This is a genomic window from Paenibacillus sp. Paensp111 (genome assembly GCF_059492195.1).
In genome coordinates this window covers 571,211-595,100 of record NZ_CP168527.1, presented here as the reverse complement: position 1 = coordinate 595,100, position 23,890 = coordinate 571,211, and the positions used below count along the sequence as shown (strand labels likewise).

Annotated in this window: 21 protein-coding genes; 9 read left to right on the top strand and 12 right to left on the bottom strand. The window is 49.9% G+C overall.

All coding sequences use genetic code 11. The features are described from left to right. Positions 1 to 236 precede the first annotated feature (236 nt). Positions 237 to 995: a TspO-related membrane protein gene (locus ACEN86_RS02825; protein WP_495632861.1), complete on the top strand. Its 759-nt coding sequence runs from the start codon at positions 237 to 239 to the stop codon at positions 993 to 995. 84 nt (positions 996 to 1,079) lie between these two features. On the opposite strand, the gene ACEN86_RS02820 is transcribed toward ACEN86_RS02825, so the two are convergent. The 4 genes from ACEN86_RS02820 to ACEN86_RS02805 all read right to left on the bottom strand — a co-directional run bounded on the left by ACEN86_RS02820 (position 1,080) and on the right by ACEN86_RS02805 (position 4,951). Then, positions 1,080 to 1,463, bottom strand: a complete 384-nt coding sequence (locus ACEN86_RS02820; protein ID WP_495632860.1) for a RidA family protein — start codon at positions 1,461 to 1,463, stop codon at positions 1,080 to 1,082. After that, positions 1,460 to 2,887 (bottom strand): ATP-binding protein, encoded by a 1,428-nt coding sequence (locus ACEN86_RS02815; RefSeq protein WP_495632859.1) that lies wholly within the window; start codon positions 2,885 to 2,887, stop codon positions 1,460 to 1,462. Before ACEN86_RS02815 ends, ACEN86_RS02820 begins: the two co-directional genes overlap by 4 nt. A gap of 175 nt (positions 2,888 to 3,062) precedes the next feature. Further along, positions 3,063 to 3,263, bottom strand: coding sequence for a CsbD family protein (locus tag ACEN86_RS02810; protein ID WP_495632858.1), 201 nt, complete (start codon positions 3,261 to 3,263; stop codon positions 3,063 to 3,065). A gap of 182 nt (positions 3,264 to 3,445) precedes the next feature. After that, positions 3,446 to 4,951 carry an HD-GYP domain-containing protein gene (locus ACEN86_RS02805; protein WP_495632857.1) on the bottom strand — a complete coding sequence of 502 codons (1,506 nt, stop codon included), beginning with the start codon at positions 4,949 to 4,951 and terminating at the stop codon, positions 3,446 to 3,448. A gap of 243 nt (positions 4,952 to 5,194) precedes the next feature. Between ACEN86_RS02805 and ACEN86_RS02800 the strand changes: the two genes are divergently transcribed. After that, the gene (locus ACEN86_RS02800; protein WP_495632856.1) at positions 5,195 to 6,751 is read left to right on the top strand and encodes a potassium/proton antiporter; all 1,557 of its coding nucleotides are present in this window, start codon (positions 5,195 to 5,197) and stop codon (positions 6,749 to 6,751) included. A gap of 111 nt (positions 6,752 to 6,862) precedes the next feature. On the opposite strand, the gene ACEN86_RS02795 is transcribed toward ACEN86_RS02800, so the two are convergent. From ACEN86_RS02795 to ACEN86_RS02765, 7 genes are all read right to left on the bottom strand, one after another. Further along, complete coding sequence (locus ACEN86_RS02795) at positions 6,863 to 6,991, bottom strand: hypothetical protein (protein ID WP_281278473.1); 129 nt, start codon at positions 6,989 to 6,991, stop codon at positions 6,863 to 6,865. Between the two features lie 492 nt (positions 6,992 to 7,483). Next, positions 7,484 to 8,245: a hypothetical protein gene (locus tag ACEN86_RS02790; protein ID WP_495632855.1), complete on the bottom strand. Its 762-nt coding sequence runs from the start codon at positions 8,243 to 8,245 to the stop codon at positions 7,484 to 7,486. Between the two features lie 326 nt (positions 8,246 to 8,571). Continuing rightward, a complete protein-coding gene (locus tag ACEN86_RS02785; protein WP_495632854.1) occupies positions 8,572 to 9,831 on the bottom strand; it encodes an ABC transporter substrate-binding protein in 1,260 nt (419 codons plus the stop codon). Between the two features lie 163 nt (positions 9,832 to 9,994). After that, positions 9,995 to 10,831, bottom strand: a complete 837-nt coding sequence (locus tag ACEN86_RS02780) for a carbohydrate ABC transporter permease (protein ID WP_495632853.1) — start codon at positions 10,829 to 10,831, stop codon at positions 9,995 to 9,997. Further along, on the bottom strand, positions 10,831 to 11,700 hold the full coding sequence (locus ACEN86_RS02775; RefSeq protein ID WP_495634200.1) for a carbohydrate ABC transporter permease: 870 nt from the start codon (positions 11,698 to 11,700) through the stop codon (positions 10,831 to 10,833). Before ACEN86_RS02775 ends, ACEN86_RS02780 begins: the two co-directional genes overlap by 1 nt. A 123-nt stretch (positions 11,701 to 11,823) precedes the next feature. Continuing rightward, entirely contained in the window at positions 11,824 to 12,858 is a 1,035-nt protein-coding gene (locus ACEN86_RS02770; protein WP_495632852.1) for a YsnF/AvaK domain-containing protein, read from the bottom strand. 304 nt (positions 12,859 to 13,162) lie between these two features. Beyond that, a complete protein-coding gene (locus ACEN86_RS02765) occupies positions 13,163 to 13,855 on the bottom strand; it encodes a general stress protein (RefSeq protein ID WP_495632851.1) in 693 nt (230 codons plus the stop codon). A 213-nt stretch (positions 13,856 to 14,068) separates the two neighbouring features. Here ACEN86_RS02765 and ACEN86_RS02760 point away from each other — a divergent pair, with 213 nt between their 5' ends. The 4 genes from ACEN86_RS02760 to ACEN86_RS02745 all read left to right on the top strand — a co-directional run bounded on the left by ACEN86_RS02760 (position 14,069) and on the right by ACEN86_RS02745 (position 17,837). Next, on the top strand, positions 14,069 to 14,386 hold the full coding sequence (locus tag ACEN86_RS02760) for a hypothetical protein (protein WP_495632850.1): 318 nt from the start codon (positions 14,069 to 14,071) through the stop codon (positions 14,384 to 14,386). Positions 14,387 to 14,544: 158 nt separating this feature from the next. Next, entirely contained in the window at positions 14,545 to 15,099 is a 555-nt protein-coding gene (locus ACEN86_RS02755; protein WP_495632849.1) for a class F sortase, read from the top strand. A gap of 47 nt (positions 15,100 to 15,146) precedes the next feature. Next, a complete protein-coding gene (locus ACEN86_RS02750; protein WP_495632848.1) occupies positions 15,147 to 16,277 on the top strand; it encodes an amidase domain-containing protein in 1,131 nt (376 codons plus the stop codon). Between the two features lie 78 nt (positions 16,278 to 16,355). Further along, a complete protein-coding gene (locus ACEN86_RS02745) occupies positions 16,356 to 17,837 on the top strand; it encodes an oligosaccharide flippase family protein (RefSeq protein ID WP_495632847.1) in 1,482 nt (493 codons plus the stop codon). A 66-nt stretch (positions 17,838 to 17,903) separates the two neighbouring features. Here ACEN86_RS02745 and ACEN86_RS02740 read toward each other — a convergent pair whose 3' ends face one another. Further along, complete coding sequence (locus tag ACEN86_RS02740) at positions 17,904 to 18,203, bottom strand: MTH1187 family thiamine-binding protein (protein ID WP_495632846.1); 300 nt, start codon at positions 18,201 to 18,203, stop codon at positions 17,904 to 17,906. 520 nt (positions 18,204 to 18,723) lie between these two features. Here ACEN86_RS02740 and ACEN86_RS02735 point away from each other — a divergent pair. The 3 genes from ACEN86_RS02735 to ACEN86_RS02725 all read left to right on the top strand — a co-directional run bounded on the left by ACEN86_RS02735 (position 18,724) and on the right by ACEN86_RS02725 (position 23,780). After that, positions 18,724 to 20,700 carry an anaerobic ribonucleoside triphosphate reductase gene (locus tag ACEN86_RS02735; protein ID WP_495632845.1) on the top strand — a complete coding sequence of 659 codons (1,977 nt, stop codon included), beginning with the start codon at positions 18,724 to 18,726 and terminating at the stop codon, positions 20,698 to 20,700. Continuing rightward, a complete protein-coding gene (gene nrdG / locus ACEN86_RS02730) occupies positions 20,697 to 21,215 on the top strand; it encodes an anaerobic ribonucleoside-triphosphate reductase activating protein (protein WP_495632844.1) in 519 nt (172 codons plus the stop codon). Before ACEN86_RS02735 ends, nrdG begins: the two co-directional genes overlap by 4 nt. A gap of 231 nt (positions 21,216 to 21,446) precedes the next feature. Then, the gene (locus tag ACEN86_RS02725; protein WP_495632843.1) at positions 21,447 to 23,780 is read left to right on the top strand and encodes a ribonucleoside-diphosphate reductase subunit alpha; all 2,334 of its coding nucleotides are present in this window, start codon (positions 21,447 to 21,449) and stop codon (positions 23,778 to 23,780) included. Positions 23,781 to 23,890 lie beyond the last annotated feature (110 nt).

Here is a 23,890-nt window from a genome sequence, read left to right as displayed (position 1 = left end):
TCACGATTGCATAGCCGATACACATACATTACTAACATATTATACGAAAAACCGTAGTTTTAAAAACGGTCCTTGCCTTTTCCGCCTAAAATGTTTCAAATTAGTCCTTGAATCCACAGACCCCGCATATGAATCTGAGGAGAGGACAAGAGCAATCCGGTCTATCTGCCGGAACGCTTGTAATATCCAGCTTGTGGGTATATTCATTATAATAAACAATGAACTGGAGGGTCTGCATGTATACTCGAAATCCCTATAAATGGTGGAATATCGTGTTTTATATTGGCGTAATCATCATCAATACCCTTGCGGTTGTTCTGCCGCTTGGCGGGAGATCTACAGGCGAAATTTCGGATATGTACCCTACTCCGATCACTCCTGCAGGATATGCCTTCTCCATCTGGTCCGTCATCTACCTGCTATTGGCAGGCTTTGTGATCTACCAGGCGAACCGGTCCCATGAAGGCCGGGATTCGGTACAAGCCATCGGGATCTGGTTCGTACTTTCTTGTATCTTCAATATGAGCTGGATTATCTTGTGGCAGTATTTATACATAGAGCTTTCTCTAATAGCTATGTTCGCACTATTATTCAGCTTACTTGTGATCTATCGCAGAACCCGCGCCGTGACCTTCCCCACACTTGGCGAAACCTGGTTCGTCCGTCTGCCGTTCAGCGTGTATCTCGGCTGGATCCTGGTGGCTACCCTTGTCAATGTGGCCGTGGTCTTCTCCAAGAATGAGTGGGATGGATTCGGACTCTCCAGTCCAGGGCGGGCCATCATCATGCTGGCCATCGGTGCTATTCTAGCGGTGCTTATCAGTTATCCGGCGCGTGACGGTGTACTTCCGCTGGTGTTCGTCTGGGCCTATATCGCCATCGCGCTCAAGCAGCAAGATACACGTAATGTATACCTCGTAGCAGGCCTGCTGGCTCTTATCCTCTTTGTATATGCAATCTGGCTGCTGATCATTCGAACACGTGAACGGGACTAAGATAAGGGGATATCAAGCAGAAAGAGACAGCTCTTCAACTGGAGCTGTCTCTTTCTGCTTGCATCTATTTCGCAGGTCCCATCATTAGGATTTCTTGAGGGCAATAACTTCAATTTCAACCAGTCCATCCTTCGGCAGCCTAGCCACCTCAACCGCACTGCGGGCTGGATATGGCTCTACGAAGAAGGTGCTGTAGATTTCGTTCACCTTGGCGAAATCCCCGAGGTCCTTCAGAAATACCGTGGTCTTGATTACCTTATCCATGCCGCTTCCCGCTTTTTCGAGAATAGCCTGAACATTCCGAAGCGACTGTACCGTCTGCTTCTCGACCCCTTCAGCAAGCTCTCCGGTTGCCGGATCGAGTCCAAGCTGCCCTGACGTGTAGATCAGGTCGCCAATTTCCACGCCCTGCGAATAAGGTCCAATAGCGCCGGGCGCCTCTGTAGTTGAGATAGCATTTTTGTTCACTGTGAAATCCCTTCCTTTTCTATATGGTTATTTAGAGGGACGAAGAATAAGAATGTGCTTCCCAGTCCCTTCTTGCTCTGCAGACGTATGAAGCCTCCAAGCAGTCCGGCAAGATCCCGGCTGATGGATAGTCCGAGTCCTGTTCCTCCGTAGGTACGGCTGATCGAACTATCCGATTGCTGGAATGCCTCAAAGATTACGCTATGCTTGTCTTCTGCAATGCCGATTCCGGTATCCGTCACGGCAAATACAATCCATTCTCCCGGAATAAGGTCCTCCGGCTTCTCCCGGCGAATCTCCAGCTTGACCTTGCCCTTCTCGGTGAACTTGAAGGCGTTCGCCAGCAGATTGCGTAGCACCTGCTGTAACCGCAGAGAATCTGACACCATCGTATCCGGCAATCCTTCATCCTGCCTTACTTCGAATTCAAGTCCATTGCGTTCTGCCAGATGCCTGAACTGCATATCGGTAACTTCCGCAAGCTCCCTGAGACTAATCTCTTCCTGGGAAATTTCCAGATGGCCGGCTTCCACCTTCGACAGATCCAGGATATCGTTAATCAGCTGGAGCAGATCCTGGCCGGATTTATGAATAATCGACCCGTATACCGGGTTATCATCATCCGCACTCTTAGGGCCGGATTCCTCGATCATCTGGGCCAAATTCAAGATGCTGTTAAGCGGAGTACGCAGCTCGTGAGACATATTAGCCAGAAATTCAGTCTTATATTGGGAGGCGAGCGTCAGTTGGTGGGCCCGCTCCTCCAGCTTGATTCTGGTCTTCTGAAGCTCCTCAGCCTGGTTCTTGAGCAGCTCATTCGTGTATTTCAGTTCCATATTCAATTTCTTCTCCAGTTGAAAGTCTCGCAGGATCAAAGCGAATACTGCACTTAAGACAATTCCTAATGGGAAGACAATAGGTGCGATCTCCAGCATGTACTGGTCGAAAGGAATAACGCCGAGGATGCTGACATCAAGCGTGTTAAAGATATTTACAATCAGGATCATGATGCATGCTCTCACCAGTAGGCGGAGCTGGCTTCGCCTCAGCCATATATTTAGCCCTGCACACAGGATGCCGAGGATCGTAAGATTGAACAGACCTGCCATGGCCGCTTCGTTAATCCCGAAGGTAAGCCTTGCCAGCCCGATTCCTACCCCGATAATCAGAATGGTCAGCGGCTGTGAATAGACGAATGCCGAGATGAGCAAAGGTACAAATCTCAAATCAAAGATCACATTATCCCTAAGCCGAAATCCGAACTTCATACAGATCCAGCCGGCAATAATCATCAATACGACGGAACCGACATACCTTACCTTACCCGAAGTAAAATTGAACAGATACTTATGCAGTACATTGGCCAGGTAAGCCACACTGATCAACATTCCCAAATTCATCAGGAACATGTCCCTAAAGCCCATTCGCTCACTCCTGTTGTTAGAACCGTTGATATTATGAACTATTTCGGAAATATTCCATCTTTCTTATCATAGCATGAAGCAGAATATAGGGATAGCTTGGCAGCAGCAAATAAAGACGCAGACCTAGGAAAGGTCTGCGTCTTTATGTCTAATATCCATCTATTCCCGGATTATGTTATTGACGGCTGCGAGCCCACTCGTTGTATTCGCGCTCCGCGTCATCCTTCGTATGGCCGTAGCGCTCCTGAAGCTTACCGACAAGCTTGTCCTTCTCGCCGCCGATAACATCAAGATCGTCGTCCGTCAGTTTGCCCCACTGTACTTTGGCTTCACCTTTAATCTGGTTCCATTTCCCTTTAAATACGTTATTATCCATGATTATCAGCTCCTTGAAATCTATAATTGATGTAGTTCACGAAGTGACGATGAAGGATGTTCTTTCATATATTACCCCTTTGCCCTGTGCCTGAATCCCCCCGTCAGCTATGCCTGGTTCCGCTCCATTAGGCAGTACAAAAAAGAAGACTCTCCAATTCCACCGGAGAGTCTTCTAATGTATTAACCTGCATGTTCATCTCTATTCTTGCGCTTTCGATAGTCTTCTACGAACAGTCCGGCATAATAGGGGTCCCACTGGGTTCCCCTGCCTTCTTCAAGGATCTGTATCGCCCGGTCTGCATCCAGGCCCTTCCGATATGGCCGGTTGGAAGTCATGGCATCAAAGGCATCCGCAACAGCAATTATGCGCCCGAACAGCGGGATCTCTTCTCCCTTTAGCTGATCGGGATAACCTTTCCCGTCAAACCGTTCATGATGGGACCTGACCCCGGGGAGAAAAGGGGCCATCGCATCTGCAGGTTCAATCTGCCGCAGAATGCTCTCCCCCATAACCGGATGCTGCTTGATCTGCTCAAATTCCTCATCGGTAAGACGGCCATCCTTAAGGAGAACCGAGTCCCTTGTTCCGATCTTACCGATGTCGTGCAGCAGGGCGGATTTGCGGAGCGCATCCACCTTCTCGGCTGAGAGGCCTGCAAGCAGTCCAATCTGGACTGCGTAATCCGCCACGCGCAGCGAATGTCCAGCCGTATAAGGATCACGCGCATCCAGTGCCGCTGCCAGGGTGGCAAAGTAACTCTCAATCAGCTGATTATTAAGATTCGACTGCACTTTAATCCCGCTGAGCATGTGATTAAATCCGGATACCAGCTTGGAGAATTCATCCGAGAACATATCGTTAGCCTGAACATTCAGGTTGCCCTCTTTCACTTCGGCCATACGTTCATACAGATGCTGGATCGGAATTTCCACATCCCTTGTCAGCAGCCAGGCTCCGAAGAAGGCGAACCCCAGTGCCACGATCAGAATATAACCGGCCCATTTCCAGTATTCCTCACCTGAGCCCTGAAGATTGCCAATTCGGAGCTGTACGGCAAGTCCGTACAGGAGCAGCGGAAATGCCCCGATCAGGAAGGCACCCCATCTGAACTTCTGCTTAATGGAGATGAGAACCTGACCACCCAGAGACAGTTCAAGTCCGAATCTGCGGCTGCTCATACGCTGAACCTCTTCGAGCACCGGCCGGATCGCGTAGGAGGTTAAGAAGAATTCAATCATCGCATGCATGGCAGCGACGAGCACCGCACCCAGAATCGCCAGAATAACGAATTCGGGCGGGAAATGCAGCCTTCCCGAATAAATCAGCCACTCTGTAAGGATAACGGCAGGAATAGACAGACCGAAGAAATGCGGCCCAAGTATCCTCTTTACCGCCAAGGAAGGAAGCTGATGAAGACGCATGTAGATCTTTTGCAGCTGCGAATAATCGCAAATATCCTGGTGAAAGGCCATCTTAATCGGCCTGATATGAATACGGAAGACCGTCCATTCCAGGGCCAGCATGCAGATCAGGGAGATGGCCAGAACAAAAACAAGCCACAGGTACTCCGTGCTCGTTATATCAAGTGTCGTAAATATCATCAGACCGCCTACGCCGGCAACGGCGGTAATGGATCCAATGAGATAATTAAGCATAATCCGGGAAATAAAGGTACGGTAAATCATCTAGGCCTGTCGCCCCTTCCCTTTGCTAAAAAAGACTACCTAGTCATTATCGGCACATTCTGACAATAAATTGACAGTACCCTACATAATATTCGGCGGTCGCATCATATTTACCTTCTGCCCGGTTATGAACCTTAAGCTTGCTGTATCCCAGGTTGTTTCAAGAAATACGATTTATGTCTAATAATTTCAGTGGAGAAGAAGTACACTATGGTAAAAATATTTCTATTTCCGGAGGTGGCCATGGACTTAACAGCCTTAACCAGTTCGATTATCATTCTGCTGGCCAGCCTTTTGTTAGTTGGTGTTATAGCTACTAAATTCTCAACCCGTTTCGGCCTGCCCGCGCTTGTGTTCTTCATCGCAGCCGGAATGATCCTTAGCAATTTTCTCTATTTCGATAACGCCTTTATCACCCAGCTCGTCGGCACCTTCGCCTTGATCGTCATTCTGTTCGAGGGAGGGATGCAGACCAAGTTCATCACCATAAGACCCATTCTACCCGCCGCCCTCTCTCTCGCTACTGTAGGTGTTCTATTTACAACCGCTGTCATCGGCGTAAGCGCCATGCTGATTCTGGATGTTCCCCTCGTGGACGGTCTTTTGTTCGGTGCGATCGTAGGCTCGACCGATGCTGCTGCCGTATTCTCGGTACTTGGCGGCAAGAATATCAAGGAACGTCTCACCTCAACGCTTGAGGCCGAATCCGGAAGCAATGATCCGATGGCGGTCTTTCTGACGGTCACTCTGATTGGTTGGATTCAGCACCCGGACGACCACAGCATCGTTAAATTAATCTTCAATTTTGCATTGGAAATGGGCCTGGGCCTCGGCTTGGGACTTCTGCTCGGTTGGATCGCCGTGAAGGTGATCAACCGGATTAACTTCGATTCATCCGGACTGTACCCTGTGCTCGCGATTGCTTTTGCCGTGCTGACTTATGGTGTAACCTCGGCACTTCATGGCAGCGGCCTGCTCGCTGTGTATGTCATGGCTCTCATGCTCGGCAACTCCGATCTCACCCATCGGCAGTCGATCCTCCACTTTAACAAGGGCTTTGGCTGGATCATGCAGATTACGATGTTCACCCTGCTCGGTCTGCTTGTGTTCCCCAGTGAACTGCCGGCAATCATGCTCCAGGGTCTTGCCTTATCCCTTATATTAATGCTGGTCGCCCGTCCAATCGGTGTATTCGCCAGTACCCTGTTCTCCAAGTTCAGCTACAAAGAGAAGCTCGTGCTCTCCTGGGCCGGATTAAGAGGGGCCGTTCCCATTGTGCTTGCCACCTATCCGCTCATTAACGGTCTGCCTGACGGAAGGATGTTCTTCAATGTCGTCTTCTTCGTCATCCTGACTTCAGCACTGATTCAGGGAGCTACCATTAATCCGTTTGCGGTTAAGCTCGGTCTCGTCGATGCTACGGGTAATCAGTCCCACTCGCTGCTTGAGCTTGTCTCTCTAGGCAAGACCAAGTCCGAGATTAATCATCTGCACGTACATGCAGGCATGGTCGTAATCGGCCAGGAAATCCGAAACTTAGGGCTGCCCCCTGATGTGCTGGTGACCGCCGTTATACGCGGTGAGGAGATTGTCACCCCGCTTGGAGATACGATGATCGAAGAAGGCGATACGCTGTATATCCTCGGTCCCAAGTCGGAGCGGGAACGGATTAAGAATGTGTTCCGCTTCCAGGAGGTTCCCTTTGCTCCTGCGGCTCCCGAGCCTGAACTGATTCCGGGAGAACCCGATCTCAGCAAGAGCAAGGAGCCCGGCGAGCCCGATCTGAAGGACCCCTTATAGAGGATCAACATTCCGTTCCGCGATCCACCTAGACGGCAAAAACCCGCCAAAGGCATTTAACCTTTGGCGGGTTTCTCTTTTGTCCAGTACCCTATGGAGTGGATCCGTCGCCTATCTCTTGCTATTCTTAGCCTTCTTGTTAAGCCACATCAGCCAGCCGCCCAGACCAATAATGCCGACAGCCAGGAGCACATAGAAACCTACGGTATACCATACATCTTCTGCTGAACCAAAACCCATTTCGAACTCCCCTTCCATATTTAGAGAACAAGCCAAAAAACCTCGTATGATTTAATAAACACCCTAGTCTATTTCTAACCTAAAAGCTTTCATTTCATAAGTGGTGTTGTATTCTTATTGAATATGCTGTATAATAAATATTTAGGTTGTAAACCCTCATATATGTAGTTCCTCAAAAGATGATAACTCTCCTTAAGCATCTGTATGAAATTCCTATTTGAACTAACCCTAAGAGTAAGAATTTTGGAGTATTCTGATTCACACTGGCGCGGTCATTGGAGCCGCAAGGACAAGAGAGAGGTAGGGCTTTTGTTGTTTTAGAAAAACGTCAGTTATGATCTGAAGCAGGAACATCGCCTTGTTTTCGGCACGTGTACACGAAGACAGGGATTACAATAATTCATATGTAAAACAAAGCGAGCGCCGCAGGTTTCCCTGTCAGGCGCTCGCGTCTATTTTGCCGGGCCTTAATCGGCCCTCAGCCACGTTCAGTTATTGTACTTCGTAATTATGGCCGTAGTTATTATCCCAGTACGTTTGTCCGTTTACTGTATACGAAATCGCATATTTAACATTGGTTGCACCCGGAACGTCGAAGCTGTACTTCCAGCCTTCAACAGTGTTGAAATTATTCAAGCGGCCATAATAAGTGGCGTTGCCCTCATGACTCGTTGCCCAGTTGTCCGTGGTGTACCGTACTTTCACTGTTTTTGTTGGATCCAGGTTCTTCACATAGATATTGCCGCTGAATGTACCATTGCTCAGAGAGCTGCTGGCGTTAAGCACATTAGGAGTTCCCAGAATGATGGAGGTAAGCGGATATTGATTATTTACTTCATTGTAATAATTCGCTGACCCGTTGTTATCCCAATAGGTTTGGCCGTTCACATCGTATTTAATAGCGAACTTGATGAAGGACAGATTCTTCAGCTCGGCATGTTCTGCCGTAGTAGAATCATTGGTGAAAATCCCAAAATGCCATTTCTCGTGGCTTGCATCCGTCGGCCCTACATAAGACGCACTCGTATCATACCAAGTTGTGTTATTTGTTGTGTAATGTACGGTCACGTTCTTCACAGGCCCCAGATTTGCAACCTCAACATCGCCGCTGAAGCCGACATATCCAGGTTTGTATATAACACTGACATCCGAGTCGATCAGCTTGACCTCATCCCCGCTCGCAAATGCCGATCCAGTAAACGTTATACCAAAAATCAGAGAAAACATCATCAATCCAGCAAATAGTTTCTTCATTGCTTTCACAAAACTCCACTCCTCTAATTTAATTTGGTGTACTGCAGTCTTCCATCAACGTCAGACCTGATCCTATCCACTAAGCTTTTCTATTCCTCCTCCCTTATGAAAATAGATGTAATTTCCATGAAGTAAATTATTTCCTATTATTACAATAAATCTACCAATATTATATGTAAATAGTTAAAAAGTAACATATTCCATAGGGTTAGTCGTGTTAAATTTTGTGACAAGGCAGCAGACAAAGGGTGTCCCCCAAGGCCCGTAGACCTTTGGAGGCACCCTTACTGAAGCTTACTATAGTAGTTCTCTTGGTAACTTGGCGTCTACTGGGCACTTAGATTGTCCCAGTTCCGCTGGAACTGTTCGTACATTTCATCCTTGTTGATTTTGCCGCCAATATAGGCCTGCATACTGCTGGCGAACTCGGGAGACATGCCGTTAGGAAAGCGGAACCAGTTCCAGGTCAAGGCCTTGCCTGTATCCGTATATTTCAGCACCTCCATACCCAGCGCCCCCAAGTCCTCTTCCCGGCCTTTAATATTGTCGAACGCCGGGATGAACTTGAACTCCTTCGTAATATAACTCTTGCCTGTCTCTGAGGTAACCAGCCAGTTCAGGAACTCCTTGGCTTCTTTCTTCACCGGGGAGTTCTTGTTCACTACCCAGTTATTCGGAACCCCCACGAACAGCTTGTCATTCCCCGGATCGTTGTTGATCGGCATAGGCAGGATCCCCAGATTCAGCTTCGGATTAATACCGTCAATTTGACCCTGGGTCCAGTTCCCCTGCTGCATCATGGCAGCCTTGCCGCTCGCTACCATAGTCACCTGCGTATTATAATCCGTCGTTAACGGATTATCGTTGCCGTACTTCAGGGTCAGATCGAAGAGGTCCGACCATTCCTTGACCACCTCATTGCCGGAGAACTTCTGACTGCCGTTATTCAATCCCTGAATGAAGGCCCCCGGATCTTTCTGGTAAGCAAAGGCCAGGTTGATATTATGGTTCCCGAGGACGAAGGATTCCTGATACCCATTGGCAAAAGGAATGATTCCCGCCGCCTTGAGCTTTTTCGCGGCCTCCTCAAGCTCTGTCAGTGTCACGGGAATTTGATCGATTCCCGCTTTCTTGAACAGATCCTTGTTATAGATAAACCCGTAGCCCTCTAGGTTCATCGGCTGACCGTATAGATGCCCGTTCTTGGTCATCGGCTCCTTCGCAATCGGCTTGACATCCTTCACCCAGGGCTCACCCGACAGGTCCTCCAGGTAATCCTGCCACATGTCCAGCTCCCGGTAACCCCCGATATTGAAAATATCCGGTTCCTTGCCCGAGGAGAACTTGGCCCGAAGCGAGGCTCCATAATCACTGCCTCCCCCTACGGTCTGTATGTCCAGCTTCACACCCGGATGCTCTTTCTCATACTGCACCTTCAGGCGGCTCATCGCCTCGGAGATCTCAACCTTGAATTGAAAAATATGCACCGTCTTCGTGCCGCCGTTCTCGCTTCCGCTCTTACCGCAGCCGGTAGTGGTCAATGCGGTGATGATCAGAAGCGCGAGTCCTCTCGCCCAAGCTTTCATATCTTGCAACCTCCCTTTTTCCCATCTATATACTACGTGGAATGCTTGGACTTTCGGTCGCTGTTGTCACCAGATTTCTTGATTCATACCGTAGTACGGATGAAATCCGGAGACAAAGGCGATCACTTCGTTCCTACAGTTCCAAGCTTCCCCTCCGCTGCGCCTACCCTTTTACTGACCCTTGAGCAATTCCTTCAATGATGTATTTCTGCATCGCCAGGAAAAAGATGACCACAGGGGCAATGCCAAGCACCAGTCCCGGCAGCGCCAAGTCCCATTGCTTCGTGAACTGGCCGAAGAAAGCGTAGGTCGCGATGGGAATCGTACGCATCTCCGGACTTTGCAGAATAAGGGACGGCATCAGGTAGTCATTCCAGATCCACAGCGTATTCAGAATAATGACCGTGACAATAATCGGCTGCATTAAGGGCAGCACAAGCCGGAAGAAAATGCCGAAGGTCGAACTGCCATCAACCCGGCCGGCTTCCTCAATGTCGACAGGCACGGTCTTCACAAATCCGTGCAGCAGGAAGACGGTAATCGGGGCTCCGAATCCCAGATAACACAGGATCAGGCCTGTCCGCGTATCCATAACGCCAAGCGCGCTGACCACTTTCACCAGCGGAATCATCAGCGACTGGAACGGGATGACCATCGCCGCCACGAATGCGCCGTACAACAGCCTGTTAAATAGCGTGGCGTGACGCACCATCCGGTAAGCGGCCATCGAACACATAAGAACCAGCAGGATATTACTGATGATGGTAATCACCAGCGAGTTGCCGAAAGCCTGCGGGAACGTCGTTTTCGTCCAGGCTTCGGTATAGTTGCTCCATTTATATGCGGCCGGCCAGCCTGCCGAGTTGGTCAGAATCTCGCCGAATTCTTTTACCGAATTGACCAACAGGAAGTAGAACGGAACCAGGAACACCAGCCCCAGCAGAATCAGAATGATCTCGATCAGGAAATACGACGACCGGTACTTTTTGATTGTATCCATCAGACCTCAACCTCCCTGCTCTTGGTCGCCCGGACCTGGAGAATCGATATAATCGCGACAATGATGAAGAAAATAATTGCTTTCGCTGAGCCCATGCCAAACCGGCTGATGTTAAAGGCTTCATTGTAAATGTTAAGCGCTACCGATTCCGTAGACTTGAATGGACCGCCCTTGGTCAGCGACAGGTTCAGGTCGAACAGCTTGAACGACCAGGAGATCGCCAAGAAGAGGCAGACGGTTACTCCCGGCATGACCAGAGGAAGAATAATGTGGCGCAGCACCTGCTTGCGGCTTGCCCCGTCTACCTTGGCTGCTTCGATCAGCGAGCTTGGTATGGCTCCCAGCGAGGAGATGTAGATGACCATCAGATAACCTGAATTTTGCCAGATAAAGACGATTACGATCGCCCAGAATGAAGTCGCTTCCGTTCCGAGCCAAGGAAGGCTGAAGAAGGGCCCGCCTATCGACTGGAATCCGCGAACGAAGATGAACTGCCAGATGAACCCGAGCAGCAGTCCCCCAATGACATGCGGCATGAAGAACACCGTACGCATCACATTTCGGGTAGCCAGCGGTTTCGTCAGCAGATAGGCAAGTATGAACCCGAGCAAGTTGGTCAGAACTACGCCTAGCACCGTGAATTTAACCGTGAACCAGAAGGAGTTTAGGAAATCCGGGTCTTTGGTGAAAATATGAATGTAGTTGTTTAGCCCAACCCAAGTGACATGCTTGGAGATTCCATTCCAACTAGTGAATGAATAATACAGCCCCAGGAAGAACGGGACCGCCACAATCAGGAAGAAGAAAACGGCGGAAGGCCCGACAAAGATTAGCTGATACAGCCAGTTTGAGGATTTCTTCCGATCCATGTCCATGCGTTAACACCCCTTTTTATGTACTTTTGTTCCTTTTATTACCTTTTGAATCCATTTTTGAATCGCAAAAAACAGGCCGCCCCTAAGGGCGGCCCGTTATTATCAAGTTCTAATTGATCAGCGGCGGTTATTCAGCTGCTCTTCTCTCACTTCAGGAGATCCGCTGCGTTCCACACGCGCTTCTTCCTTGCGGATTACATCCTGCACCTGCTCGGTTTCTTGAACCTCGCGCTTGCGGGCCTCAATCTCACCGGTCACCACATTTTGCTTGTTCACTTCGACCTTCTCTTCACTGACCGGAATGCGGATCGTCTCATCCTTGCCGATCGGCTGGTCGGTTACCCCGTCCTGTACCGCTCTACGCTCGATAACGACCTCTTCGTGAGTAACAGGGACATTGATCGTCTTCTGCTCCTCAACAATTTCCTTGTGAATTTGAACTTCGCCTGTCTGAACGCGGTTTTTGTCTACTTTCAGCTGTTCCTCATGAAGGCGCAGCTTGTCGGATTCTGTCTCAGCAGATGTACGATCTGTTACCGGGGAAGTTCCCACAGTATCCGTTTCGTTATACACCGGCTTGATGCCTGTGTCTGTAGCACTCAAATGTGTTCCAACCGCATCTTGGGTTGTAGCTTGGGTGCCATCTTGATATTTATTGTAATAATGAGCATTCAAGGAGTTGTTATCACGGAAAACCTGATAAATTCTCCCCTCTTGAGTAGGGTGGGCATCAACCATAACCAGAATACGGCCATCATTGACCATGGTATCGTATTCTTTCGCCTCATCCTCAGGAATACCAAGCCCTACCAGACCGCCAACCAAGCCGCCTGCACCTGCTCCTACAGCTGCACCTGTGAGTGCCGCCGCAATTGGGCCGGCTGCTACGATCGGTCCGATGCCGGGAATTGCGAGTGCGCCAAGTCCTGCAAGCAGGCCAGTCACGCCTCCTAGAATTCCGCCGGTAGCCGCACCAGTCGCTACTCCTTCAGGTGCCTTGGTACCTGTCTCATCACTAATTGCGGATATATCACGCTTGTCTTTAGCTACGATGGAGATATCTTCTGCCTTGAAACCTTGACGCTTTAGCTCTTCAATCGCATTAGTTGCCTCGTTGTCGTTTCTAAATACGCCTACAATTTTCTTAGTCATGTTGGTTACCTCCAGGTTGTTCGTATTTTTGTAGTTAATCTGCTTAACCGAATCCATCATAGGGAAAAAGCTAAGGTTGAACAGCTTAGTGCTTTCCGTATAGGTGATTCGTAAAGCGTAACATGTAATTAACCACTGCTCCGAGAGCTAAACATGAAATTACAAGATATACTCAAAGGTAATATCCACCATGGACCTACTGAAGTAGCTCCTCTCGCAGGACTGGCTGTACATGAGAAATTCAGCCCCAGCACCAATAGACCGCCTGCGGCAAGGCGGTCTATTGGTGCTCGTTATATAGGAATCATTGGTGCTTTCTAACCTGCTCTTCATGCAGCTGGTGAAGCTCCTTCTCCTTGCTCTCCGCATTCGAGACAACGGCCTCCGGATCAGGCGGCACATCCTTTTCGTTATACCAAGGCATGTTCTCCTTGTCCGTTCTGCTTACATGCGTACCCACTATCTCCTGTTCTTCGGTCTGATCAGTAGAATTGTTGTTGCTATAATAATGGGCATTCAAGGAGTTATGATCCCGGAACACCTGATAAATTCCATTCATCTGGTAAGGCTCGGCATCAAGTAGAACGAGAATGCGGCCTTCATTTACCATCGTATCGTATTCACCGGCTTGCTCCTCCGGAACTCCAAGGCCTATAAGCCCGCCTGCAAGTCCCCCTGCGCCAGCGCCAACCGCAGCTCCTGTTAAGGCAGCAGCTATTGGACCAGCCGCCAGTATGGGCCCTATTCCGGGAATAGCCAAGGCTCCAAGCCCGGCAAGCAGTCCCGTTACTCCCCCGAGCACACCGCCCGCCGCCGCTCCTGTCGCTATGCCCTCAGGCGACTTGGTCCCTGTCTCGTCATTTATTGAACTCAGATGACTTCGGTCTTTAGCTATGATAGAGATATCCTCCGCTTTAAATCCCTGATTCTTCAATTCCAATATCGCTCTTGTCGCTTCGTCCTCAGTCTGAAATACACCTACAATTTTCTCGGTCATATGATTAACCTCCATTGTTCCCTAGTTGCCTAAGGCGTGCAGATATTTGTAATGTATTTAACCATCCTCCATAGAGCTAAACGTAGAAGAACAAGCCGACACTGCCAGAACGACCCGGTACAATCTAGATGGCAAAAATTTCGCACCATAAATGACTGCAAGTTGCACAACATAAAGTCGAACTTCCATTACACCACCAAGGAGGCTACACAAATGAAGAAGCTTATCGCAACTATTGCATCGCTGGCAGTTCTTCTAAATGCAGGTATGGCAGTATCATCTGCCGCTGAGGATTCCGGACACAAAAAGAACCAGACAAAGGTCCATGCCCAAAGTACCCATAAACACAAAGCTCATGCTAAGCACAAAACACATGCGGCACACAAAACATCAAAAATGCACGCAAAAAGCTCTAGCCATGCTAAGAAGCTTCATGCGAAGAGTATCGGAGCAAAGAGCCTGAAAACGAAAGCAACAACGAACAAAATGCCTAAAACAGGTTTTGGCGGTGCCAGCGAGCAAATGGAATAGGGAGGACAAGAGAGGAGGTTATATGATCCTCTCTTTTTTCTAAAATGAAAAGTATCCGTATCGGCCTTATTATCGTGGGAATATTATATATTTTGTCCTGTACAGGCTGTTCATTTTCATCTCCATCAAGGCCGGCTCCTCATTCAGGCCCTATACGAATGCAGTCAGAAATTAAGCATCAGCCCGTACAAATACTTATAAAGCAGCCACAAGAAAAGGTTCGCAGCTGGACAAGCCGCTTCAAAGGAATCACTCCTTCTCACATTAGCATTCCTGCTGTTCATATAGAGGCAAGAACTGAGCCTGTCGGATATCTGAAGAATGGACAAATGGACGTCCCTGCTAGAACTGATCGTGTAGGCTATTTGGCTTCCGGAGTATTACCTGGCTCAGCGGGGAATGCTGTAATGGATGGGCATGTGGATACCTATACGGGTCCGGCCGTGTTCTATCCATTGAAGAAATTAAAAAAAGGCGATTCCGTCTATATCTTCAATGCCAAAGGATACAAGCTTCGCTTCATTGTAAAGTCCGTAAATTATTACCCAACGGCAGACGCTCCAGTGGGGACGATCTTCGGACCATCATCTGAACATGGCCTTAATCTGATTACCTGCGCCGGCCGTTACAGCAGAAGCCGTCATGAGCATGAGGGAAGGCTTGTTGTATATACCAAATTGTACAGCAGCAAGCCTAGCGAACATGACTTATAACTTGGCCATGACTCTAATTTCAACAAACACACAGGGAGTATACAATCGTGCAACGAATTCTAAAGGCTCTCCTTATTGTCATTTTTACCCTGCCGCAGCTTGGCTGGTTCGGTTCCCCACCACGGGCTTACGCTGAATCCCCCAAACCAGCGGAATCCGAAGAGATTACACGGTTTCTGCAGGATCTGTTCGCAGACCGTACCCAGCTGCTTCTTGATCACAACATGGCTCATATTAAGGATCACTACCTTCCAGGCAATCCATACAGCCGGCATGCCATGCATCATGAGATGAACCGGTCCGAATATATTCAGGCCTGGGCCCGGGAGCGAAGAGCGAAATTCATGAATGCCGAGAGCACTATTCGGATTGTTCGCTTGAAGGTTGAGGGAGAAACCGCGAGGGTATCTGTGGTGCAGGCTCTCAAATTAGGCTACGAGTATCTGGATAAGTATCCGGGTCATCAAGATTTCGGGATCGGAACCCGCCATGCCATCAAGTTGCACAAGCATAACAACGTCTGGACTGTGGAACGCGAGTGGTACCTTGACCCTCTTGAGGAGAATCCCAAGACGATCCAAAAATGCGAGATGGATTTTGTCCCCCTAAGGGCCCCAATGCAGTCCAAGGACAATCCTAGATACAACCGCCAGCGGGCAGTTGAATATGCCAACAAGTATGCCGGGCTAGCCTGGGGTGCGGGGAACAAACACCGCTATAATCCAAAGTATAAGGACTACAATTCCCAAGGGGGAGACTGTACCAACTTCTCTTCTCAGACCATCGGGGACAAGGAAGGCGGCGGGCTGCGGATGAGAGGGGGGTGGCACTACTACGACGGCAGCGGAGGAAGCGCAGCCTGGGTAAGAACGGACTCCTTCAAGGGCTTTCTGGTTCGTTCGGGCTATGGAACTGTGGTGGCTCATGGAGATTTCGCCAAAGTTGTAAAGTTCGCGAACCAAATCCAGCAGGATGAATCCCAGCTTTACAAGCTTCAGGCAGGCGACCTTATCGCTTACCAGATCAAGGGCGATATCGACCACTTCTCGATCATTACAGGCTTCGATCAAAGCGGGTATCCGCTGGTTAATTCCCACACGGCTGACCGCTTCCAGGTTCCCTTCGATCTGGGATGGGATAAATACACGAAGTACCAGGTCATTCACATTCGGGACTAAGGAGCTTCTCTTTGTTCATAACCCCAAGACCGCTGTCATAAGATTTATTGGACAGCCGTCTAACGGGGAGGACCGAAATTGAAGCTACCTCTGCTTGTCAAACAAACTCTTGTGAGAGCCAATGCCATGATTGTAGTGAAATCAGTTGGTCTCTTCGGCAAAATATATATTACAAGAACCCTGGGCGTCGAAGGAATGGGTCTGTATCAACTGACCTATTTCTTCTATGCCCTGGTCCTTATGGTGATATCAGGCGGCCTTCCGACCGCATTGGCTATGTATATTTCAAGCCATCCCGCCAAGGGCTGGACCTTGTTCAGGAAATTCTCTATTATTCTGCTGCTAATCGGAGCAGCCTGCAGTCTTCTAACTTACCTCTTATCTTCTAAGATTGCCTCACTGCTTCATTATCCGCAGCTGGATTTTGCGATACGCTGCCTTGCACCGGCCATCCTCGCAGTTCCTCTGCTCAGCCTGCTTAGAGGATACCTGCAGGGTCACGAGAAGTACGGAATTATCGCTGTATCCGAGCTGGTCGAACAAGTGGTCCGTATAGGTTCATTAATCTTCCTTATTCCTATCTTTATAGGCTCGGGTCTCAAATGGGCTGTAGGTGCGGCGATTGTAGGCACCTCCTTGGCAGCGGTGCTCGCCTTTGTCTTTATTATTGTCGTTATGAGGTACAAGCAGCCTGCCTTCCTAACCACAGTATCAGTGGATAACAGCTCCGGCTTCAAGACCGTACTAAAAGTATCTCTGATGATTACCCTTACCCGCCTCCTGGTCCCCGCTTCTGACTTTGTGGATGCCATCCTGATTCCCCAAAGGCTTCAGGTATCCGGACTTACCTCCGGTGAAGCCGTGCAGATGCTTGGGGTCTTCTCTGGCATCGCTCTTGTTGTGGCTTATATGCCTACTCTATTCACCGCTGCGCTAACACACACCCTGACGATGAGAATCTCTTCGGATTGGATCCATAGAAGATTTGATCAATACTATGAGAAAAGGAACAAAGCCATTAACCTCACCTGGGTGTGGGGCTGGGCTTGCAGCTGGTTTATCTTCAACTTTTCTCCCGAAATATCACGGTATATATTTAGAGTTCCGGACGCTGAGCTGTCCATCAAGCTACTCGCGCTGCTTCCGCTGATCGTCGGCCTCCGGGAGATCACCACCAGCCTATTATGGGCCCAAAATCAAAAAAGAGTCCCTCTTGTGGGACTCGCACTGGGAATATTGACGAACTTCACCATACTCTATATGGTGGCCGCTCGGCCTGGACTCGGATACCTGAGCATGTCTCTGGGCGTCATAGCCCTGGAGGTACTTGCTACAACCTGGAACTTTAGGGCCCTGCAGCTCTTCTCCTATTTCAAATCCGGGCTTGTTATATTTCTGGCCGATCTTCTGTTCTTTGAACTTTTAATTGTTCTGTGTACGTGGTGTTCCAATCTGATCAGCCTCCAGCCATGGAGCCTGTTAGCCGAACTTCTGCTGTATCTCGTTTGCTCCGCGGGTTATATCAAGCTCCGTTTTGGCCATCTTTTAGGGGAGGACTAGACTCGAATCCATATAGGGACCACTCAAGTGGTATGTTCCTACCGTTCTAGAGAGAGCTGCAGTTAGTTACAGCTTCTCTCTTACTGAGCGGAGCTTCTGCTCCGAGGAAGACGGCTTGTCCCGGCGGTCATCAATCTTGATGGATGTAGAGACACGCCCCGCCCCCGCCTGAAATGGCGCCTCATGCAGCGCAGCAATGGCCGCGAACACATTCTCAAGCGGTCCTTCAATGATCGTACTCATCGAGGTCAATTGAAACTCGACCCCTTCCTGACGCTCCAGGACATGCTGCATTTCGGCCACATACGCACTTAGGCTGGTTGATCCCGTCCCCACCGGAATGATCGTTACCTCTGCAATTGCCATAATCAAATTCCTCCTTGGCTTTGAAGCATCTCCCACCGTAAATCTTTCCTTCTATTTTAACAGTTCGCTGCTTAAAAACCAAAACTTGGTCTGAAAATTATGAAATTTTCAAGCTCCCATACATACAATTTCCTTCAAATTTCAACAAAATATTTTTATGAAATTTATTTGAAGGGGACAGGCCCAAGCGGGATGCGGGAAAGGGACATGTCAAGAACTTTTTATAGGTAGTTTTGGATTTTCAAACCTTGTTTAACCACTAGATATTGTGGTAATGTAATTAAACCGAAACAAAATATAGTGTAAACGGCCTTTGCTTTAGAGAATCACCCATATACCTGCCTGTGCCTGTTTCACGACACCTTATCTTCTGCTAATGGCGAATTCAGGTGTCCGGATGCGGATTACATACTTCAAGATATAAGCTGCACTGCCTCGCATTACGGTACGAGTACTCTTGCCGGCAAGGGAGTTTCTTTTGCATCCGTATATACAAGTAAATCGAGGGGAGTAGTTAGTCATGGCCCTTATTACCAAAGCATTCAGCAAAGAGGATCATATTCTGGATGAGGTCATCCGGCTCGGTGAGGATATTGTCGACAGCCGCGATCTTGAGATGCTGCGAGAGAACGCCAACCTGAATGGAGAGAGCTTCTCCGGAAAAATGAGCAAATTCGGCAGTGAATATGCCAAGTGGTATGCTAACCACTTCATCATGCCCGGCCAGCTCGTGCAGGCCATTCAGGATAATATCGTATATGTCCACGATTTAGATCAATATGCAATTGGAACTACGAACTGTATCTTCATTCCATTCGGCAAGCTGCTTGGCCAAGGATTCAATACAGGCAACGGCAGCGTGAGGCCGCCGAACTCGATCATGACGGCTATGGCCCTTGTCGCCATTATCTTTCAATCCCAGCAGAACTCCCAGTACGGCGGAGTATCCGGCAACAAGCTGGATCATGACCTGGCCCCTTATGTGGCCAAATCCTTCGCCAAATACTTCCTCAAAGGGCTGGATTACTTTGAAGAGCAGGATGAGCTCACAGACCTTGGTGAGATCTCGATGAGCCGCCTTGATCTGCAGGAGCGTTACCCAAGGTCCTTCCGCTATGCCATGCGGGAGACCGAGAGCGAGACGCTGCAGGGCGCAGAGAGCCTTATTCATAATCTGAACACGATGTCGAGCCGGGCCGGTGGTCAGATTCCTTTTACCAGCATCAACTACGGAACCTGTACTTCATCGGAAGGCAGGCTTGTGATTGATTCGATTCTGGAAGCTACCATGAAGGGACTAGGAAGCGGCGAGACGCCGATCTTCCCGATCCAGATCTTCAAATGCAAGAAGGGGATCAATCAAGCGTCCGGTGAACCGAACTATGACCTGTTCCTGAAGGCGGCCGAGTGCTCGGCCCGCAGGCTCTATCCGAACTTCGCCAATCTGGATGCTCCCTTGAACCTTGCCTATTACGATCCGAGTGACCCGGATACCGAGTTCGCAACAATGGGCTGCCGCACGCGTGTCCTGGCTGACCGGTTCGGCCGGAATCATCTGTCCGGCAAGGGGAACCTGAGCTTCAATACCTTGAATCTGGTGAAGCTGGGAATCGAACACGGAATTGTCCTCGGACGCCGCAGGGAAGCTGATGAAGCAGGCTTTTATCAGGAGCTGGATCATTATCTGGACATTGCCATGGAAGGACTGCTCCACCGCTTCCGTATCCAGTCTGCCCAGAAAGCCAAAGCCTCCGACTTCATGATGCGTGAAGGTGTCTGGGAAGGCGGCGAGCATCTCGCTCCAGAAGAGCCGGTCGGAGAGCTGCTGAAGCATGGCAGTCTGTCGATCGGATTCATCGGTCTCGCCGAGTGCATGAAGGCGATGTACGGCAAGCATCATGCCGAGGACGAAGAGGTCTATCAGAAGGCGGTAAGGCTGATTCGCTACCTGCGCAGCTTCTGTGACCGCCAGAGCGAGAAGCTGAACCTCAATGTGACGCTGTTCGCCACACCGGCAGAAGGCCTGTCCGGGAAATTCACGAAACGCGACCGGGCCTTCTACGGCTCGCTCAGCGGCGTAACCGACCGGGATTATTACACGAACTCCTTCCATGTTCCTGTGTATTATCCCGTTACCGCAGCCGTCAAGATCAAGCTAGAGGCCCCCTTCCACGATCTGTGCAATGCCGGAGCGATCTCCTACATTGAACTTAACGGCAATGCCCGTGCTAACCCGGCTGCATTCTTGAAAATTATTCAGTATGCCCTAGAGCAGCAGGTCAGCTATTTCAGTATTAATCATCCGATTGACCGCTGCTCGGCCTGCGGCCACGAGGGCATTATCGGGGCCACCTGCCCTTCCTGCGGAAGCCATGAGAACGAGGTTCATATCCGCAGGCTGCGCCGGGTCACCGGTTATCTGACCGGGGACTTCCAGACCCGGTTCAACAGTGCCAAGCAGGCCGAAGTCAGAGACCGGGTGAAGCACACCCCATGAACCTATGCGGATACTCCCCGGAGTCGATCAATGAAGGCGAAGGGCTTCGGGCAGCCATATTCATCAGCGGCTGCAAGCATTACTGTCCGGGCTGCTTCAGCCCGAAGACCTGGAATTTCGAATACGGTGAGCCGTTCACGCTAGCAAGACAGCAGGAGATCATCCGGGATATTGCCGGCAATCCCCTGCTGGACGGGCTGACGATTCTCGGCGGAGATCCATTCTTCTCTGCCCGGGAGGTCAGCGGATTCATCGATCTGCTTCATCTAGAAGCCGGCCCGGTCCCCGTGTGGATCTACAGCGGCTATACCTATGAGGAATTAAGCGCTGCGCCGGATTCAGAGGAATATGCGCTTCTCGGCCGCTGTGATGTACTGGTTGATGGGCGTTATGTAGAAGCCCTGCGCGACCCCTCCCTGCTGTACCGGGGAAGCTCCAATCAGAGGCTCATCGACATCAAGCAAAGCCTTGAGCAGGGTGAGGCCGTACTATGGCAATCTTCGTTCACCACGTAAATGAAATAGAAACACCGAATTGCACGAATACAAATATCGGCAGCAAAGTCTTTAATTCTTTCTTTATCGCTATCCATCTTTCTAGTATAATTGCTTCTTGTGGTCCTTTTTTCCCGGAACGGGTTAATTTTTTCCAGAATCAGATTATTCATTACAGTTAATACCAATCTGGCAGCTGTAATTTTACCATGCATACATTTTATTTCATTTAGAAAGTAGGGATTCTCTTCTATGCCATCCTTCGTCAATAAACCGAACAACCGTCAACTCGCTTTCGACAACAACCGTCTGGGCATTTATGCAGACCGTATACTCGAAGGCCTGCCTACACTGGATAAGGAGCGCCTGCTTCGCGGCGTGACCTCCAAGCTCCGCCGGGATGAAGTAACAGGAGAAGAAATCAGCAGTGCTTTTACCATGTCCGCCCTTGAGCTTGTAACCAAAGAAGAGCCGGACTGGAAATTCGCAGCCGCACGCGCCCTGCTTACCACGCTATACAAGAAAGCGGCCAATAACCGCCGGTACAAAGCTTATCCGGAAGAGCCTTACGGATCGTTCTATCATCTGATTGTCGATTTGACCAAAGCCGGCATATACAAAGAGGACCTGCTCGAAGTTTATACCAAAGAGCAGATTGAAGAACTCGGCGAAATGATTGATCCTTCGCGCGATCTGCTGTTTGACTATATCGGACTGCTTACCCTGGCTGAGCGTTACCTGGCTAACGATTTCGACGGCCGCGTGATGGAGCTTCCGCAGGAGCGTTACATGGTAATCGCCATGTTCCTGATGCACAAGGAGCCTGCTGAGACTCGTATGCACCTGGTGAAGGAAGCTTACTGGGCGATGAGCAATATCTACATGACCGCCGCTACACCAACCATGTCCAATGCGGGCAAAAAAGTGGCCGGACAGCTCTCCAGCTGCTTCATTGATACCGTGGACGACTCCCTTGAGGGCATCTTTGATTCCAATACAGATGTAGCCCGTCTGAGCAAAATGGGCGGCGGTATCGGTGTCTACCTCGGCAAAGTACGGGCACGCGGTTCAGATATCCGCGGCCACAAGAATACCAGCTCCGGCGTCATCCCATGGATTCGCCAGCTGAACAACACCGCAGTCAGCGTCGATCAGCTCGGTACACGCAAAGGTGCCATTGCTGTATACCTCGACGTTTTCCATAAAGATATTCTCGCTTTCCTTGATCTGAAGCTGAACAACGGCGACGAGCGCATGAGAGCGCATGACGTGTTCCACGGGGTCTGCCTTCCCGATCTGTTCATGGAAGCAGTAGAGAACCGCGATGAGTGGAATCTGTTCTGTCCGCACGAAGTGAAGAAGACGATGGGCTGGAAAGACGCGAACGGCCGCCCACTCGGTCTGGAAGACTTCTATGATGATAACTTTGGCGAAGGTGCTTTCCGCGAGAAATACGAGGAAGCCGTGGCGCATCCTACACTGTCCCGGATTACGGTACAGGCTATCGATATCATGAAACGGATTATGAAATCCCAGCTGGAGACCGGAACTCCTTACATGTTCTACCGGGATACCGTGAACCGTGCCAACCCGAACCGTGCACATGGTATGGTCTACTCGTCCAACCTGTGTACCGAAATTATGCAGAACCAGTCGGCAACCGTGGTTGAGCAAGAAGAACTTGTAACGAAGGATGGACAGACCCGTATCGTCATCTCCAAGATCCCTGGTGACTTCGTTGTCTGCAACCTGAACTCCATTCACCTGGCACGTGCTGTTCCAGCCGGAGTGCTTGAGCGTCTTGTGCCGATTCAGGTACGTATGCTCGACAACGTCATCGACATCAACAATATTGAAGTGCTGCAAGCTCAATACACGAACAGCCAGTACCGTGCAATCGGACTTGGTACCTTCGGTCTGCATCACCTGCTTGCCCTGGAAGGCATCCGCTGGGAATCCGACGAGGCTGTGGCTTACAACGATGCCCTCTACGAGAAGATCAACTACCTGCTTGTCCGCTCCAGCATGGAGCTGGCCAAGGAGAAAGGCCGCTACGCGAAGTTCGAAGGCTCTGACTGGGATACAGGCCATTACTTCACTTACCGTCATTACACTGACGGAACCCGTGAAGGTAAATATGTAACCACAGAAGAGTGGCGTGCGCTCCAGAAGGAAGTTCATGAGAACGGCGTTCGTAACGCCTGGATGTTCGCCATCGCGCCGAACGGCTCGACTTCGATCATTGCCGGTTCTACCGCAAGTATCGACCCACTGTATGAGTTATTGTCTTACGAAGAGAAGACGACTTACAAAATCGCCAATCCGGCTCCGGACCTGTCCGAGAAGACGATTTGGTACTATAAAACAGCCTTCATGATCGACCAGAACTGGTCCATCAAAATGGCTTCCGCCCGTCAGCGTCACGTCGATCAGGCCCAAAGCTTCAACCTGTACGTGCGCCCTGACATCAAGGCGACCGAGTTCCTGAACCTGCATTTGCATGCCTGGAAAGCCGGCATCAAATCCACGTACTATGTTCGCAGCCGCGCGCTGACGATCGAGGAATGCGAGTCGTGTGCATCGTAACATCCGAAAGAGCCTTCAAAGGCTTTTTCCAACCCACCCAAACCCTCCCTTCCTAAGGGAGGGCCCCAAGGGCTCCGCCCTCTGGACACCCACTGGAGGTAACGTGGGAG

Excerpts from the sequence above, each read along its gene's own strand:
- ACEN86_RS02815 (WP_495632859.1), bottom strand. The coding sequence starts at position 2,887 with ATGGGCTTTAGGGACATGTTCCTGATGAATTTGGGAATGTTGATCAGT.
- ACEN86_RS02755 (WP_495632849.1), top strand. The coding sequence starts at position 14,545 with ATGCAGTCAGAAATTAAGCATCAGCCCGTACAAATACTTATAAAGCAG.
- ACEN86_RS02765 (WP_495632851.1), bottom strand. The coding sequence starts at position 13,855 with ATGACCGAGAAAATTGTAGGTGTATTTCAGACTGAGGACGAAGCGACA.
- ACEN86_RS02810 (WP_495632858.1), bottom strand. The coding sequence starts at position 3,263 with ATGGATAATAACGTATTTAAAGGGAAATGGAACCAGATTAAAGGTGAA.
- ACEN86_RS02735 (WP_495632845.1), top strand. The coding sequence starts at position 18,724 with ATGGCCCTTATTACCAAAGCATTCAGCAAAGAGGATCATATTCTGGAT.
- ACEN86_RS02800 (WP_495632856.1), top strand. The coding sequence starts at position 5,195 with ATGGACTTAACAGCCTTAACCAGTTCGATTATCATTCTGCTGGCCAGC.
- ACEN86_RS02740 (WP_495632846.1), bottom strand. The coding sequence starts at position 18,203 with ATGGCAATTGCAGAGGTAACGATCATTCCGGTGGGGACGGGATCAACC.
- ACEN86_RS02770 (WP_495632852.1), bottom strand. The coding sequence starts at position 12,858 with ATGACTAAGAAAATTGTAGGCGTATTTAGAAACGACAACGAGGCAACT.
- ACEN86_RS02805 (WP_495632857.1), bottom strand. The coding sequence starts at position 4,951 with ATGATTTACCGTACCTTTATTTCCCGGATTATGCTTAATTATCTCATT.
- ACEN86_RS02825 (WP_495632861.1), top strand. The coding sequence starts at position 237 with ATGTATACTCGAAATCCCTATAAATGGTGGAATATCGTGTTTTATATT.
- ACEN86_RS02795 (WP_281278473.1), bottom strand. The coding sequence starts at position 6,991 with ATGGGTTTTGGTTCAGCAGAAGATGTATGGTATACCGTAGGTTTCTAT.
- nrdG (WP_495632844.1), top strand. The coding sequence starts at position 20,697 with ATGAACCTATGCGGATACTCCCCGGAGTCGATCAATGAAGGCGAAGGG.
- ACEN86_RS02780 (WP_495632853.1), bottom strand. The coding sequence starts at position 10,831 with ATGGATACAATCAAAAAGTACCGGTCGTCGTATTTCCTGATCGAGATC.
- ACEN86_RS02790 (WP_495632855.1), bottom strand. The coding sequence starts at position 8,245 with ATGAAGAAACTATTTGCTGGATTGATGATGTTTTCTCTGATTTTTGGT.
- ACEN86_RS02725 (WP_495632843.1), top strand. The coding sequence starts at position 21,447 with ATGCCATCCTTCGTCAATAAACCGAACAACCGTCAACTCGCTTTCGAC.
- ACEN86_RS02760 (WP_495632850.1), top strand. The coding sequence starts at position 14,069 with ATGAAGAAGCTTATCGCAACTATTGCATCGCTGGCAGTTCTTCTAAAT.
- ACEN86_RS02785 (WP_495632854.1), bottom strand. The coding sequence starts at position 9,831 with ATGAAAGCTTGGGCGAGAGGACTCGCGCTTCTGATCATCACCGCATTG.
- ACEN86_RS02775 (WP_495634200.1), bottom strand. The coding sequence starts at position 11,700 with ATGGATCGGAAGAAATCCTCAAACTGGCTGTATCAGCTAATCTTTGTC.